The 13,280-nt window shown below is 43.5% G+C and carries 9 protein-coding genes and 1 pseudogene; 7 read left to right on the forward strand and 3 right to left on the reverse strand.

Annotation, left to right across the window (positions count from 1 at the left end; genetic code table 11):
• Window positions 1-90 precede the first annotated feature (90 nt).
• Both OCV29_RS04050 and prfC read left to right on the forward strand, forming a co-directional pair.
• Window positions 91-987 (forward strand): helix-turn-helix transcriptional regulator, encoded by an 897-nt coding sequence (locus OCV29_RS04050; protein ID WP_073603296.1) that lies wholly within the window; start codon window positions 91-93, stop codon window positions 985-987.
• A 265-nt stretch (window positions 988-1,252) separates the two neighbouring features.
• Complete coding sequence (prfC, locus tag OCV29_RS04055) at window positions 1,253-2,842, forward strand: peptide chain release factor 3 (protein ID WP_073603295.1); 1,590 nt, start codon at window positions 1,253-1,255, stop codon at window positions 2,840-2,842.
• A gap of 71 nt (window positions 2,843-2,913) precedes the next feature.
• On the opposite strand, the gene srmB is transcribed toward prfC, so the two are convergent.
• Both srmB and OCV29_RS04065 read right to left on the reverse strand, forming a co-directional pair.
• Entirely contained in the window at window positions 2,914-4,143 is a 1,230-nt protein-coding gene (srmB, locus tag OCV29_RS04060) for an ATP-dependent RNA helicase SrmB (protein ID WP_073603576.1), read from the reverse strand.
• 256 nt (window positions 4,144-4,399) lie between these two features.
• On the reverse strand, window positions 4,400-5,176 hold the full coding sequence (locus OCV29_RS04065) for a tRNA1(Val) (adenine(37)-N6)-methyltransferase (protein WP_245796799.1): 777 nt from the start codon (window positions 5,174-5,176) through the stop codon (window positions 4,400-4,402).
• Window positions 5,177-5,421: 245 nt separating this feature from the next.
• On the opposite strand from OCV29_RS04065, the gene brnQ reads away from it, so the two are divergent.
• The 5 genes and pseudogenes from brnQ (at window position 5,422) to OCV29_RS04090 (ending at window position 11,957) form a co-directional block, all read left to right on the forward strand.
• Window positions 5,422-6,744: a branched-chain amino acid transport system II carrier protein gene (gene brnQ / locus OCV29_RS04070; protein ID WP_073603294.1), complete on the forward strand. Its 1,323-nt coding sequence runs from the start codon at window positions 5,422-5,424 to the stop codon at window positions 6,742-6,744.
• A gap of 156 nt (window positions 6,745-6,900) precedes the next feature.
• A protein-coding gene (gene prfB / locus OCV29_RS04075) for a peptide chain release factor 2 (RefSeq protein WP_139281554.1) occupies window positions 6,901-7,999 on the forward strand; the annotation gives its coding sequence in 2 pieces (ribosomal slippage) (window positions 6,901-6,975 and window positions 6,977-7,999; 1,098 coding nt in all).
• A gap of 32 nt (window positions 8,000-8,031) precedes the next feature.
• Window positions 8,032-9,549, forward strand: coding sequence for a lysine--tRNA ligase (gene lysS, locus OCV29_RS04080; RefSeq protein ID WP_073603293.1), 1,518 nt, complete (start codon window positions 8,032-8,034; stop codon window positions 9,547-9,549).
• A gap of 306 nt (window positions 9,550-9,855) precedes the next feature.
• Window positions 9,856-11,195: pseudogene (locus OCV29_RS04085) on the forward strand (sigma-54-dependent transcriptional regulator).
• Window positions 11,196-11,705: 510 nt separating this feature from the next.
• Window positions 11,706-11,957: a hypothetical protein gene (locus tag OCV29_RS04090; RefSeq protein ID WP_073603292.1), complete on the forward strand. Its 252-nt coding sequence runs from the start codon at window positions 11,706-11,708 to the stop codon at window positions 11,955-11,957.
• A 115-nt stretch (window positions 11,958-12,072) separates the two neighbouring features.
• Here OCV29_RS04090 and OCV29_RS04095 read toward each other — a convergent pair whose 3' ends face one another.
• Window positions 12,073-13,104 (reverse strand): NADP(H)-dependent aldo-keto reductase, encoded by a 1,032-nt coding sequence (locus OCV29_RS04095; protein ID WP_073603291.1) that lies wholly within the window; start codon window positions 13,102-13,104, stop codon window positions 12,073-12,075.
• Window positions 13,105-13,280: the final 176 nt, after the last annotated feature.

Raw genomic sequence — 13,280 nt, forward strand, 5'->3', positions numbered from 1 at the left:
TGTCCGGGTTAAAGGTGGTGTGTCATTGATTTTATTCAGTCTGGCTTGCATAGTTAACGGATAATCTGAGATCATTTTTCGCTGGTGGGTATGTCTGAGTTCTCTGGTCATCCTTATATTCTGGTCCCTGAATTTGCTTTATTGTCGTCTTTACCGGCGCATCAGGTAAAGCGTTTTGAGACAGCTCTTGCCCTGATGCACAGCGAGTCTGGTCAGCAGCTTTGCTGGGAGCAAATTGCTGAACAGAGCGCGATTTCCCCTTATCATTTTCATCGTCAGTTTACTCAGGTGTTTCACGAAACTCCCGGTCAGTATCTGAGCCGGGTGCGATTGCAGCGTGCGGTGTCTTTGTTATTAAGTTCTCCCGGACAAAAAATTACTGAAGTTGCTTTTGCCACCGGATATTCATCATCTCAGGCTTTGGCGAAAGTCATCAAAAGAGAGTTGGGTTTAACCGCCAGAGCTGTGCGACAACTGGCAAAGACCGGGACACCGGATGAAACGGCAGCGTTATTATCAAGGTTATCTCATCCTGCCGGGTCGGATTCCTCCGAATATCAGATGGCGTACGACTTACCTTGTGAGCGGATCTGGTATCCGGCCAGACATATCAGGAAACAGCACAGACCCGACTTTGACTGGGATGAGATTATACAAAACTGGCAGCCATCCTGTCGGAAACTGTGTTGTGTTACACCCATCGCTGATTTGGAGCGTCCATGGCAGGAAATGCGCTATACCGCCGGAGTGATTCAGGAATCCGGGATTTCTTCTGATATCACTTTGCCTGAAGGCGATTATTTTTGTGCTTTGGTTTGCCTGACTTCAGATGTTGCTTATATTGCCGCGATTGAAAGCTTGTTTGAGCAGGCTGCCTCATATGGATACAAAATCGATGAGGGTGGCTGCTTGATTGAACAGGTTATTGAAGTCGAACCCGGAGAACTGGGTCGCGTGACCTTCATGTTTCAGTGTTTGTTGAAATAGTACATGCTCAGATATTCAGCAGGATGAATCGTCAGATGATTCGGTTTTTTACTTTTGGCAGGAGAAACGACAGACACAGAATCACCGGGCACAATCGATTGTTTCTTGAGTCAAGATCAGCGAGAATAGCGGCCAGTTAAGATGACGGTAACGGATTTGTCAGGCAAAAATCGAGCAGAAGCTTGAAGCTGAGTGTGAATGCATACATACATTCAGCGTAATCCGTCTACCAAAACAATCCGTTCAGCAAAGATAAGATGTTTCAATGGCAGACCAAAATTTCCTCAATGAAGTGAATAAGCGACGTACGTTCGCGATTATTTCCCACCCGGATGCGGGTAAAACAACCATTACTGAAAAAGTGCTTTTATTTGGACAGGCGATTCAGCAGGCCGGTACAGTCAAGGGTCGTGGCTCAAATCAGCATGCTAAATCTGACTGGATGGATATGGAAAAAGAGCGGGGGATTTCAATTACGACGTCCGTGATGCAGTTTCCGTATCATGAATGCCTGGTAAATTTACTGGACACGCCGGGACACGAAGACTTTTCTGAGGATACTTACCGGACATTAACTGCTGTGGACTCTTGTCTGATGGTGATAGATGCCGCCAAAGGGGTAGAAGACCGGACCCGTAAATTAATGGAAGTCACCCGTCTGCGTGATACGCCTATTTTGACGTTCATGAACAAACTTGACCGGGATATCAGAGATCCGATGGAATTACTGGATGAAGTCGAAAGTGAACTGAATATTCTTTGTGCGCCGGTGACCTGGCCGATCGGATGTGGTAAAGAGTTTAAAGGGGTTTATCATCTTCATCGCGATGAAACCATTCTCTACAGCACCGGGCAGGGACATATGATTCAGGATGTCCGGATCATTAAGGGACTTGACAATTCAGAGCTGGATGAAGCTGTAGGTGAATCTCTGGCACTGCAGTTGAGAGAGGAGCTGGAGCTGGTCGTTGGTGCATCCAATGAGTTTGATGAAGAGTTATTTCTGCAAGGCGAACTGACGCCGGTATTCTTCGGCACGGCTTTGGGTAACTTTGGTGTCGATCATATGCTGGATGGTTTAACCGAGTGGGCGCCGTCACCGATGCCACGTCAGGCAAACGAGCGAAACGTTGAAGCGCAGGAAGAGAAATTCTCTGGTTTCGTTTTTAAGATTCAGGCGAATATGGATCCGAAACACCGTGACCGGATTGCCTTTATGCGGGTTGTATCCGGTACTTACAGCCAGGGAATGAAGATGAATCATGTCCGCATTGGCAAACAGGTCAGTATCTCTGATGCCGTGACTTTTATGGCGGGAGATCGTGCCCGTGCCGAGCATGCATATGCCGGGGATATTATCGGGCTGCATAATCACGGTACGATCCAGATTGGCGATACATTTACTCAGGGCGAAACGTTAAAGTTTGCGGGCATTCCGAACTTCGCACCGGAGTTGTTCCGCCGGATACGTCTGAAGGATCCGCTGAAACAAAAGCAATTGCTGAAAGGATTAGTTCAGCTTTCTGAAGAAGGTGCTGTGCAGGTATTCCGTCCACTGCAAAATAACGATCTGATTGTTGGCGCGGTGGGTGTGCTTCAGTTTGATGTTGTCGTGGCCCGGCTGAAATCTGAATATAACGTTGAAGCGATCTATGAAAGTGTCAATGTTGCGACTGCAAGATGGGTTGAATGTGATGATGTGAAGATGTTTGATGAGTTCCAGCGTAAGAATCAGTCACATCTGGCCCTCGATGGCGGGGATAATCTGACCTATATTGCGCCAACCATGGTGAATCTGAATCTGGCTCAGGAACGTTTTCCGGATGTTGATTTCCGGGCAACCAGAGAGCATTAAGTAAAACGGGATTGACCTGTTTCAGTCTGATGAAAAAATCCCACGCAGTGTCGTGGGATTTTTTATGATGACTATTTTTTTCTTTTGGTGCTTTTTTTCCCCGTTTTCTTCGCGGGACTGGCTTTTGTCTTCTTTTTCTTTTTAAACACCGGTTTTTTATGCTGAGGACGTAGTCCGTCGACAAAACGCTCTTTAATCTCTTCTTTTTGATAACGGCAGATCCGGTCCATCATCGGCTGATCGTGAGCTTCAACCAGCGAAATTGCGGTCCCTTTCTTTCCGGCCCGTGCAGTTCTGCCAATTCGGTGAACAAAAACATCAGCCGATCTGGGTAAATCATAATTAATCACATGGCTGATATCCGGGATATCAATACCTCTGGCTGCAACATCTGTTGCCAGCAGGACATTGACACTTCCGTCTCTGAAACGTGTAATGGCATTGTTACGTCTGTCCTGAGGCATTTCACCCTGCAGCCATGCACACTCGATGGATGCTTTTTCCAGCATACCTCTCAGCTCAGCCAGGCGTTCGCGGGTTTTGATAAAGACAATCGCTTTTTGCGATTGTTCAGCAAGGATATGTTTGAGCAGCTCCACTTTATGTGGCAGATCATCCGCTCTGTAATACCATTGAGTAATCTTTTTTCTTTCCCGGCGGGAAGGGTCGCTTTGCACAATCTGTGGATCTTTTAACAACCGGGCTGAAAAGTTTTCTACGCCGTGGCCTTCCAATGTGGCTGAAAAGAGAAGAGATTGCTTTCTCCAGCGACATTCTGCTGAAAGGCGTTCAACAACCGGACCGAATCCCATATCCAGCATTCGGTCAGCCTCATCAAGTATCAGCCATTCAATAGCCCGGCAGTCAAATGTTTCTGACTCGATGTATTCCATCAGTCGCCCGGGAGTAGCAACCACAATATCCTGCGTTGCAGCCAGTAAGTCAGCATGTTCCTGATACTGAACGCCACCTGTGATGCTGAATATTTGTAACCGGGTATATTTTGCCAGTGATTTCACCTGTTCCGTGACCTGCATTGCCAGTTCACGTGTTGGGGTGAGAATCAGAATACGTGCCGGTCCTGGCTTCTTACGGGGAAAATCCAGTAAATACTGAATGGCAGGCAGTGCAAAAGCAGCTGTTTTACCGGTGCCGGTTGGTGCTGATGCCAGTACATCGTTACCATCTAAGGCAACTGGTATTGCAGAAGCCTGTATTTGCGTCGGTTTGGAAAAACCCATTTCTTCAAGAGACTGAAGAAGTACCGGGTCCAGATCTAAATCTGCAAAATCTCTGATCACTGCTATGTCTCCACTGATCGCCATTGGGGCAAAATAAGGGGCGGTATTATACCCAAATTCTGTCAGGATGCGAGTTTGAAAGTTTTTGCCTACTCACTATATATCCGGGGGCATCTGGATATATCAGGTGATTTATTATATCTGAATCTCTTTCATCCCAATATAAACAAACAGGCTCTGGAGATGATAACCTCTTATCCGGGAGTTTCTCTGAGGATTGATGACAGAGTAATACAATCACAGGTAGTCTGAAACGCTACATTTTCAGATAAAAGTCTTTGGTCAGAAGAACAAAATCATCACTGTAGTGCTGATTATCGCGGATGATCAGTGTTGTTTTTTCACATGAGCTGACAGGTGCCGGACTGAATTCCATTAAAAGGCGGTGACAGGGTTTATGAATCGTGGGTTGAACGGCACAATACCGGGACAGAGACCACCCGCAATTCAGCGCAGTTTGAATGAATAATTCCCCTTCATTTACCGGCAGAATAAAACTGGCCTTTCCGGATGAAGTCAGCAGAGTATGGCAGACCTGCAGTAATTGCTGATGAGATAAGTCTATCGTGTGGCGGGCTGTTGCTCTTGAGGAAACCGAAGCCGTTTGCCCGCTGTTAAAGTAAGGTGGATTGCAGATGATGGCATCAAATTTGTGGCTTGTCTGGCAGGTCAGTACATCCTGATGTTTGATCTGAATCCTTGCTTGCCAGGGTGACTGCTGAAAGTTCATCGTGGCAGATTGTATTGCCTCGCTGTCAATATCGATCGCGGTTATTTCTGCCTCAGAAAATCGCTGAGCACACATCAATGCCAGTATGCCCGTCCCTGTTCCTATATCCAGAATTTGTGGCGGAATCGCGGGGTTCAGAGATGAAGGCTTCCGGCTCCATGCGCCAAGAATGACACTATCTGTACTGACCGGCATTCCGCAATTTCCTGTGGTGAGTGAAAATTGTTTGAAAGAGAAAGTCTTCAGTTTGTTTTGTTTATTCATAACAACCATGCCCTGTTCAACCGGGGCAGATTGAACCATATGATCTCGTCAGAGTAAAAGAAAAACAGGTAAAAAAAACGTGTATAAAGTGATAGTTGTGTTTGTTTATTTTTGATCTTATGTTGGTTTTTTGTTCTAGTAAAAATGATTTTACATAATCTTTTTGACTATTTTTGCTTGGTTTATTGATTATTTTATGCTGTTTCTTCATGATCGTCCTCTTCACCGGGAGATTATCTTCCGGGAACAAACACAACATGCAAAATAATGATTAAGGGCGTTCTGTGAAACAGACATTAAAACTATCCGATATTATTGCGGTCGGCTTCATGCTGTTCGCTTTCTTTCTGGGTGCCGGGAATATTATTTTTCCACCTTTGGCCGGACAACTTGCCGGAGAGCATGTTCTTCCGGCGATGGGCGGTTTTCTCCTGACTGCTGTCGGGCTTCCTCTGGTTTCAATTATCGCGGTTGCTTTGGCGGGTGGAACATGGGAACACCTGACAAAAGATTTACCCGCTAAACTGGCAACATTGATGGCGACACTGATCTTTATTGTGATCGGTCCTATGTTTGCAACTCCCAGAACCGGGCTGGTTGCATTCGAGATGGCTGTAAAGCCTTTGTTAGAACAACCGGGGGCATGGTCTCTGGGTTTGTTTTCTGTTTTATTTTTTATTGTTGCTGCACTTTTTTCCTGGTTTCAGGGGCGTTTAATTGACTATATTGGCAAGTTCCTTACCCCTATTTTGTTTCTCGGGTTAATTATTGTGGCAATTGGTGTTTTTGTGAATCCTCAGGGAGAGATTCTTGCAGCAAAAGATGCGTACGTATCTCAGCCAATGATTAAAGGTTTTCTCGAAGGTTACAACACGATGGATACCTTTGCGGCATTAATGTTCGGCATGTTAATGGTCGATGCTTTGAAGGGAAAAGGCATTACAGAAGCCAAAGCCACGACAAGATATTTAATTCTTGCAGCCTGTATTGCAGCGGCTGGTCTGGCATTTGTTTACATTTCGCTTTTTTATCTGGGAGCAACCAGCCTGACTATTGCGGAAAGCGCAAATAATGGTGGTGTTATTCTGAGTCTGTACGTTCAGGCACTGTTTGGTCCTTCAGGTCAGACTGTGCTGTCTGTGATTGTCCTGCTGGCTTGTCTGACCACAGCGATTGGATTAATTTCTTCCTGCTCTGATTATTTCAGCTCACTGACGCGTTTCAGCTACAGGACCTGGGTTGTGATTAATGGTGTGACCTGTGCGGTCATTGCGAATGTCGGGCTGAAACAGCTAATCGCATTATCTATACCTGTTTTATATGCGTTATATCCGGTTGCTATTGCGCTGGTCATGTTGACATTCCTGCGTTCCCGTTTACCTAATACCCGTGTTGCTTTTCGGGTTGTTTTAGCTGTTTCGTTTTTATTTGCTCTGATTGATGCTGTAAAAGCGACGGGTATGGACGTCTCGGCATTTAATATTCTGCCACTTTTTGACATGGGGATGGGATGGTTAGCCCCGACGGGTGCCGCTCTGCTGATGATGTTTTTTCTGCCGAAAACCCGGCAGGAGGTTACTTTGCGTGAGGTGACAGGAAACTCGTGATTTTCTGATTTGCTATAGTCCGGCTCCCTGTTGTTTTATTTTCAGGCAGGGAGCTGATATCAAAGTGAAGTTGTTTCTATTTTTTCCTGTATATTCCTTATCTTTTTCAGTAGAATTCTGCGGTTAAATTCTAAGCGATAAAATTATTGAGCAATCATGTTTGAAATCAATCCTATAAAAAATCGTCTTCAGGATGTGTCTGAGCGCACAGATATCCTGAGGGGGTATCTTTGACTATGATGCTAAGAAAGAGCGTCTTGAAGAAGTCAATGCAGAGTTAGAACAACCTGATGTCTGGAATGAGCCTGAACGCGCTCAGGCATTGGGACGTGAAAGAGCTTCTCTGGAAGCTGTCGTAGAAACAATTCAGCAGCTTGATCAGGGTGTTGATGATGTTGAAGGTTTGCTGGAACTGGCTGTTGAAGCTGAAGATCAGGAAACATTTGACGAGATTTCACCTGAACTGGATGAGCTGGAAGCAAAACTGGAAAAACTTGAGTTCCGGCGAATGTTTTCGGGTGACCATGATGGATCAGACTGCTATATTGATTTGCAGGCAGGCTCCGGAGGAACAGAAGCTCAGGACTGGACTTCAATGCTGCTGCGTATGTATTTACGCTGGGCGGAGTCAAAAGGTTTTAAAACCGAAGTTATTGAAGTTTCTGAAGGTGAAGTCGCAGGCTTAAAGTCCGTGACCGTAAGGGTTTCGGGTGAATATGCATATGGATGGTTGCGTACTGAAACGGGTGTTCACCGCCTTGTCCGTAAATCTCCTTTTGACTCAGGTGGCCGGCGTCATACATCATTTGCATCCGCATTTATTTACCCTGAAGTGGATGAAAATATTGCGATCGATGTCAACCCCGCAGATTTAAGAATCGATGTATACCGGGCGTCCGGAGCTGGTGGCCAGCACGTGAACACAACTGAATCTGCTGTCCGGATTACGCACTTACCTACCAATACAGTTGTTCAGTGTCAGACAGATCGTTCTCAGCATAAGAATAAAGATCAGGCAATGAAACAGCTGCGTGCAAAATTATTTGAGCTTGAACTGCAGAAACAAAATGCAGAAAAGCAAGCGAATGAAGATGCCAAATCTGATATTGGCTGGGGCAGTCAAATCCGTTCCTATGTGCTGGATGACTCTCGAATTAAGGATTTAAGAACCGGAATTGAAAACCGGAATACTCAGGCAGTCCTTGATGGTGATTTGGATAAATTTATAGAAGCTAGTCTGAAATCGGGTCTTTAGCTTTTTACCGAAATATACAGGATTAAACCCACATGACTGATGTGATTCAAAACGACAACATTCAAGAAGAAAATAAGCTTGTTGCGGAACGTCGTAGTAAGCTGGAACATATTCGGAAAAGTTGTAAATCGAACGGACACCCAAATGATTTTCGCCGGGACAGCCTGGCTGGAGATTTGCAGAAAGACTTCGGTGAAAAGACAAAAGAAGAGCTGGAAGAACTCAACCATATTGTTGCTGTTGCTGGCCGGGTAATGGCAAAACGTGGTCCTTTTTTAGTGATTCAGGAAACCTCAGGGCGTATACAGGCGTATGCGACTAAAGATGTCCAAAAAGAGCTGAAAGCCAAATATCAGGGGCTGGATATTGGTGACATCATTGGCGTGAAAGGTGCATTGCACAAATCGGGTAAGGGTGATCTTTACGTTAACATGGAATCGTATGAGTTGTTGACGAAAGCATTACGTCCGCTACCGGAAAAATTCCATGGGTTAACGGATCAGGAACTGCGTTATCGTCAGCGTTATGTTGATCTGATTGTGAACGAAGATTCGCGTCAGGCATTTATTATCCGCTCGAAACTGATTACTGCGATTCGTGGTTTTATGGCTTCCAAAAACTATCTTGAAGTTGAAACCCCAATGATGCAAACCATCCCTGGTGGTGCGGCTGCCCGTCCGTTCATCACCCATCATAACGCTTTAGATATTGATATGTATCTGCGTATTGCACCAGAGTTATATCTGAAACGTTTGGTCGTTGGTGGTTTTGAACGGGTATTTGAAATTAACCGTAACTTCCGCAATGAAGGGTTGTCTTTACGGCATAACCCTGAATTTACGATGATGGAATTTTATCAGGCTTACTCTGACTATCATGATCTGATGGACTTGACTGAGGAAATGTTAAGTCAGGTTGCTCAGGAAGTGATGGGAGCCACGACGGTTCCTTATGGCGATGAGACCGTTGATTTTGGCGGTCGATATGCCCGAATGACCATGTTGGAAGCAATCCAGCACTATAATCCGGATCATCAGGATATTCAGAGTCTGGATAATGATAAAATTCAGGATCGTGAATTGATGATTTCTATTGCTAAGTCTCTTCATATTGAAGTTGAATCATTCTGGACTTGTGGCCAGTTACTGGAAGAGATCTTTGGTGAAACCGCAGAGCCTCAGTTGATTCAGCCAACATTTATAACAGGTTATCCTGCTGATATTTCTCCACTGGCCCGACGCAATGATGATAATCCATTTATTACTGACCGGTTTGAATTCTTTATTGGTGGCCGGGAAGTTGCGAATGGCTTCTCTGAGCTGAATGATGCTGAAGATCAGGAGTCTCGTTTTAAAGCGCAAGTGGCAGCAAAAGATGCCGGTGACGATGAAGCAATGTTTTATGACGGGGATTATATCCGGGCTCTGGAGCACGGACTGCCACCGACAGCAGGGCAGGGTATTGGAATCGATCGTCTGGCGATGTTATTTACCAATGCGCATTCAATACGCGATGTGATTCTTTTCCCGGCGATGAGACCTCAGCAATAATTGATTCTTGTCGACCATATTTGTAAAAAGCCTTTCCTTTCGGGAAAGGCTTTTTTTATGGATGATACTTTATGGGCAAAACTGACAATCAGCAAAGAATGACTTGTGATATTCGGTATATTTGGGATTTAAATGATTTTCCTGATACCAATGCTATCCTCTTTATAGCAATGTATTTGAGGGTCTCATTAATAAGACTATTGCTTTTTAATGAATGATTTAGCTAGCACAACGCTTAATAATCAATAATATAGAAGCAAAATCATTAAATAATGACACGAATTTAGTCAATGATAAGGAATATTCATGGGTAATCAGTTCCGGATGGACTCTGTTCCGGGTTCTCTTATCGTAGTTGGTGGTACTTATGAACCATGGCTATCAGTTTTAGAACAAGTTGGATGGTGCTGCTCTCAGGTCGGTGATTTAAGAAAAGCTGATATGTTATTCAGAGAAACAGGGCCGTGTATTGGTATTGTTGATTTAAGTCATGATGAATTCAGTTTGAATGGCATTGCTAATCTGGTGAGTTCCCATCGCCAGGTTCGCTGGCTGGCATTTATCAGAGAGTCTCAACTGGGCTCTGATACAATTTGCCAGTTTATTGTTAATTTCTGCATTGATTTTTTTACTTCGCCAATACCCGATACTCAGTTGCTTAGTACGATTGGTCATCAGCTGGGTATGTTAAAGCTGGAGAAAAAAGTTTGGCCTCAATACGGTAATTATGGTGATTTAGGATTATCCGGTGAATCTCTGGTAATGAAGCGCCTCAGAGATCAAATAAAGCGTATTGCACCAACAGATGTCAATATATTTATTTGTGGTGAAAGTGGTTCCGGAAAAGAACAGGTAGCCAAAGCTATTCATTATGTCTCCTCCCGTTCTCAAAAACCTTTTATCACAGTGAATTGTAGTGCGATGTCTGAGAAACGGTTTGAAATGGAAGTTTTCGGAATTGGGGTTGAGAAGCCAGAGACCCTGACATTGCTGGAGCAAGCTGAGGGCGGCACTGTTTTTTTAAGGAGATATTATCCATTCCTGAAAGGCAGCAGCTGAATTTATTACGCTTTTTTCAGGAAGGAACGATTGAGACTGTAAAAGGGGTCATTAAGCTTGATATCCGTATTGTGACTTCAAATACGACAGATATAGACAGGGCAACTGCAGAAAATAATTTCAGCGAGGACTTATATCATAATATCAATGTATTAAGAGTAAATGTCCCCAGTCTGAGAGAAAGAAGTACAGATATTCCCTTGATTGCCCGTTATTACTTGCAGCAGTTTTCCAAAGAATATAATGCTCAGGCCAGAGGATTTACCGATGAAGCCCTGGATAAGCTATCCCAGTATCGTTGGCCCGGGAACATTCGTGAATTAATCAATCAGATTAAACGGATGGTATTAATGTCGGATGATGTGATGTTGACCGGGAATGATTTAGATTTGCCTGAATATTGTGATGAAAAGTTAAGCTTGAAGGTAATAAGGGAGCGTTCTGAAAAGGATGCGTTAGTTGCTGCGCTGGATTCTAATCAGGGGCAGATTACGTTGGCAGCAAAAGAACTGGAAATATCAAGAGCGACAATTTATCGTTTATTAAATAAATATCATTTAATTTCTGATGAAGAAGTGAATTCCTGAGCTTGAATAAGCCAGATTTGATGAGTAGAAGTCACTCATCCTGAATGTTCATTCGGGAATGTTGGGCTGCTATTTTTACCAATAAATTTTTTATATGCTTCGATGGAATGATATTTTTCAATGTCTGAAAATATAGATTGAATGTTTTAATGTTGATATAAAAATCAAGATTAGTAAGTATGAAATATTGTTTTTCACAGGAGTTATTGTTTTTAGTTGATTTTTTATCTGTCCTTTATAGAATAACGTCGTGGCTCAGGTCACAATTCTTTTCTAACCCAATTAATAGATCGATTCAGGAGGCGCATAGATGAATAATTTCGTATTTTCAGTGTATGCGTATGCCGGAATGGGACATGGTGTCCCCACTCAGGATAAATCTGTCTTGAATTGATCTGCGTCTGTTTATTAGGCTGCAGAGCATGGCAGCTTAATAAAAAGTGACTTTCTATTCATTCTGATATTAAGTATTGCCATGTTCTCTCTGTTTGAAATTATCAGGAGAAACATATGAGTAATTCTGTCTATCTATCAATCGCTATTTTATTTATCCGTGCTGACTTACGTCGTGAAAAGCGCTTAATCAAGAAGAAGCAACATCAGGTGTTACAGGATATTCCCTGGAATAATACTCACTTATTACGTGATATAGGTATGGACCAGCCTGTGACAGAGTCAGGTAAATCCCGCACTTTTGATGAAATTGTATCATTGCGTATGCGTAGTATTTGCCGGCTTATTGCCTTGAAAATACCGACGTAATCCTGAGGAAGTCAGTGATGTAATATGACTGACTTCCTTATAAAAATCAGGAGTTTTTACTCCTGATTTTTCAGCTTTTCTATTTGTAACGTTTAAATTTTTGCAAAGAAGCAGCTTATGGACATGGGTTTGAGAAAGCTGCTGAAATGGCATCTATCTTATTTAACAATGACTCTGACAATTCAATGTTGATACTATCGATATTTGTTTTTAATTGTTCCATTGTTGTTGCGCCTATAATTGTTGAAGCAACAAAAGGACGCTGATTGACAAAAGCAAGTGCCATTTGCGCGGGATCCAGCCCGTGCTCTCTGGCCAGATCTGTGTAGGCTCTTGTCGCTTTAATCCCCTGAGGCGTAAAGTAACGTTTATTAAATCGTTCAAATATCGTGCATCTTGCATTCTTTGGATGACCATCAAGATACTTGCCACTCAATACACCAAAGGCCATTGGCGAGTACGCCAGCAGCTTAACCCCTTCGTAGTGGGTTATTTCTGAAAGTCCAACTTCAAAACTTCGGTTCAGTAAGCTGTACGGATTTTGGATTGTGACTATTCGGGGAAGATCATGTTTTTCTGCCAGGCGTAAATAAGTCATTAATCCCCATGGTGTTTCATTTGAAACGCCAATATAACGAACCTTTCCTGCTTTAACCAGGTCACTCATTGCTTCCAGTGACTCAATCAAAGTGACCGCTTCTTTTTCATCCGGGTAAGGATAGTTCAGTTTTCCGAAACAATTGGTTTGTCTTTGTGGCCAGTGGAGCTGATAGAGATCGACATAATCGGTTTTCAACCGGCTCAGACTGTCATCAATTGCCTGGTGTATATTCCTGTGATCCAGAGCCATCTTATCCCGGATTTCAGCACCTCGGGGACCTGCAACTTTTGTCGCCAGAATCACTTTTTCTCTTTTTCCTGATTTTTCCAGCCATTGACCGATATAAGACTCAGTCAATCCCTGAGTATCAGGTCTGGGGGGAACCGGGTATACTTCGGCAGTGTCAATAAAATTCACTCCCTGCTCTAAAGCATAATCCAGCTGATTACATGTGTCAGAGAGCGTGTTTTGCTCTCCGAAAGTCATTGTTCCCAGACAAATTTTGCTGATTTCTAATGTCGAGTGAGGCAGTTTTGTATATTGCATGTCACTTCCTTGATGTTGAACAAAGCTGAAAATAATTCATGAATTTGTATTTATACCTAAAACTTCAGATGCTCTGGGTATACAACATGACGGCTTCGAAATTCATAAAAGTTGAAAACGGAATCTTCAAATAACCCGGGCATCATATTTGTGGTTATTTAAAAGATACAAAGAAT

This window comes from Vibrio aerogenes (assembly GCF_024346755.1).
Classification (GTDB): Bacteria; Pseudomonadota; Gammaproteobacteria; order Enterobacterales; family Vibrionaceae; genus Vibrio; species Vibrio aerogenes.

Excerpts from the sequence above, each read along its gene's own strand:
- OCV29_RS04065 (WP_245796799.1), bottom strand. The coding sequence starts at position 5,176 with ATGGTTCAATCTGCCCCGGTTGAACAGGGCATGGTTGTTATGAATAAA.
- OCV29_RS04050 (WP_073603296.1), top strand. The coding sequence starts at position 91 with ATGTCTGAGTTCTCTGGTCATCCTTATATTCTGGTCCCTGAATTTGCT.
- OCV29_RS04095 (WP_073603291.1), bottom strand. The coding sequence starts at position 13,104 with ATGCAATATACAAAACTGCCTCACTCGACATTAGAAATCAGCAAAATT.
- OCV29_RS04090 (WP_073603292.1), top strand. The coding sequence starts at position 11,706 with ATGAGTAATTCTGTCTATCTATCAATCGCTATTTTATTTATCCGTGCT.
- prfC (WP_073603295.1), top strand. The coding sequence starts at position 1,253 with ATGGCAGACCAAAATTTCCTCAATGAAGTGAATAAGCGACGTACGTTC.
- lysS (WP_073603293.1), top strand. The coding sequence starts at position 8,032 with ATGACTGATGTGATTCAAAACGACAACATTCAAGAAGAAAATAAGCTT.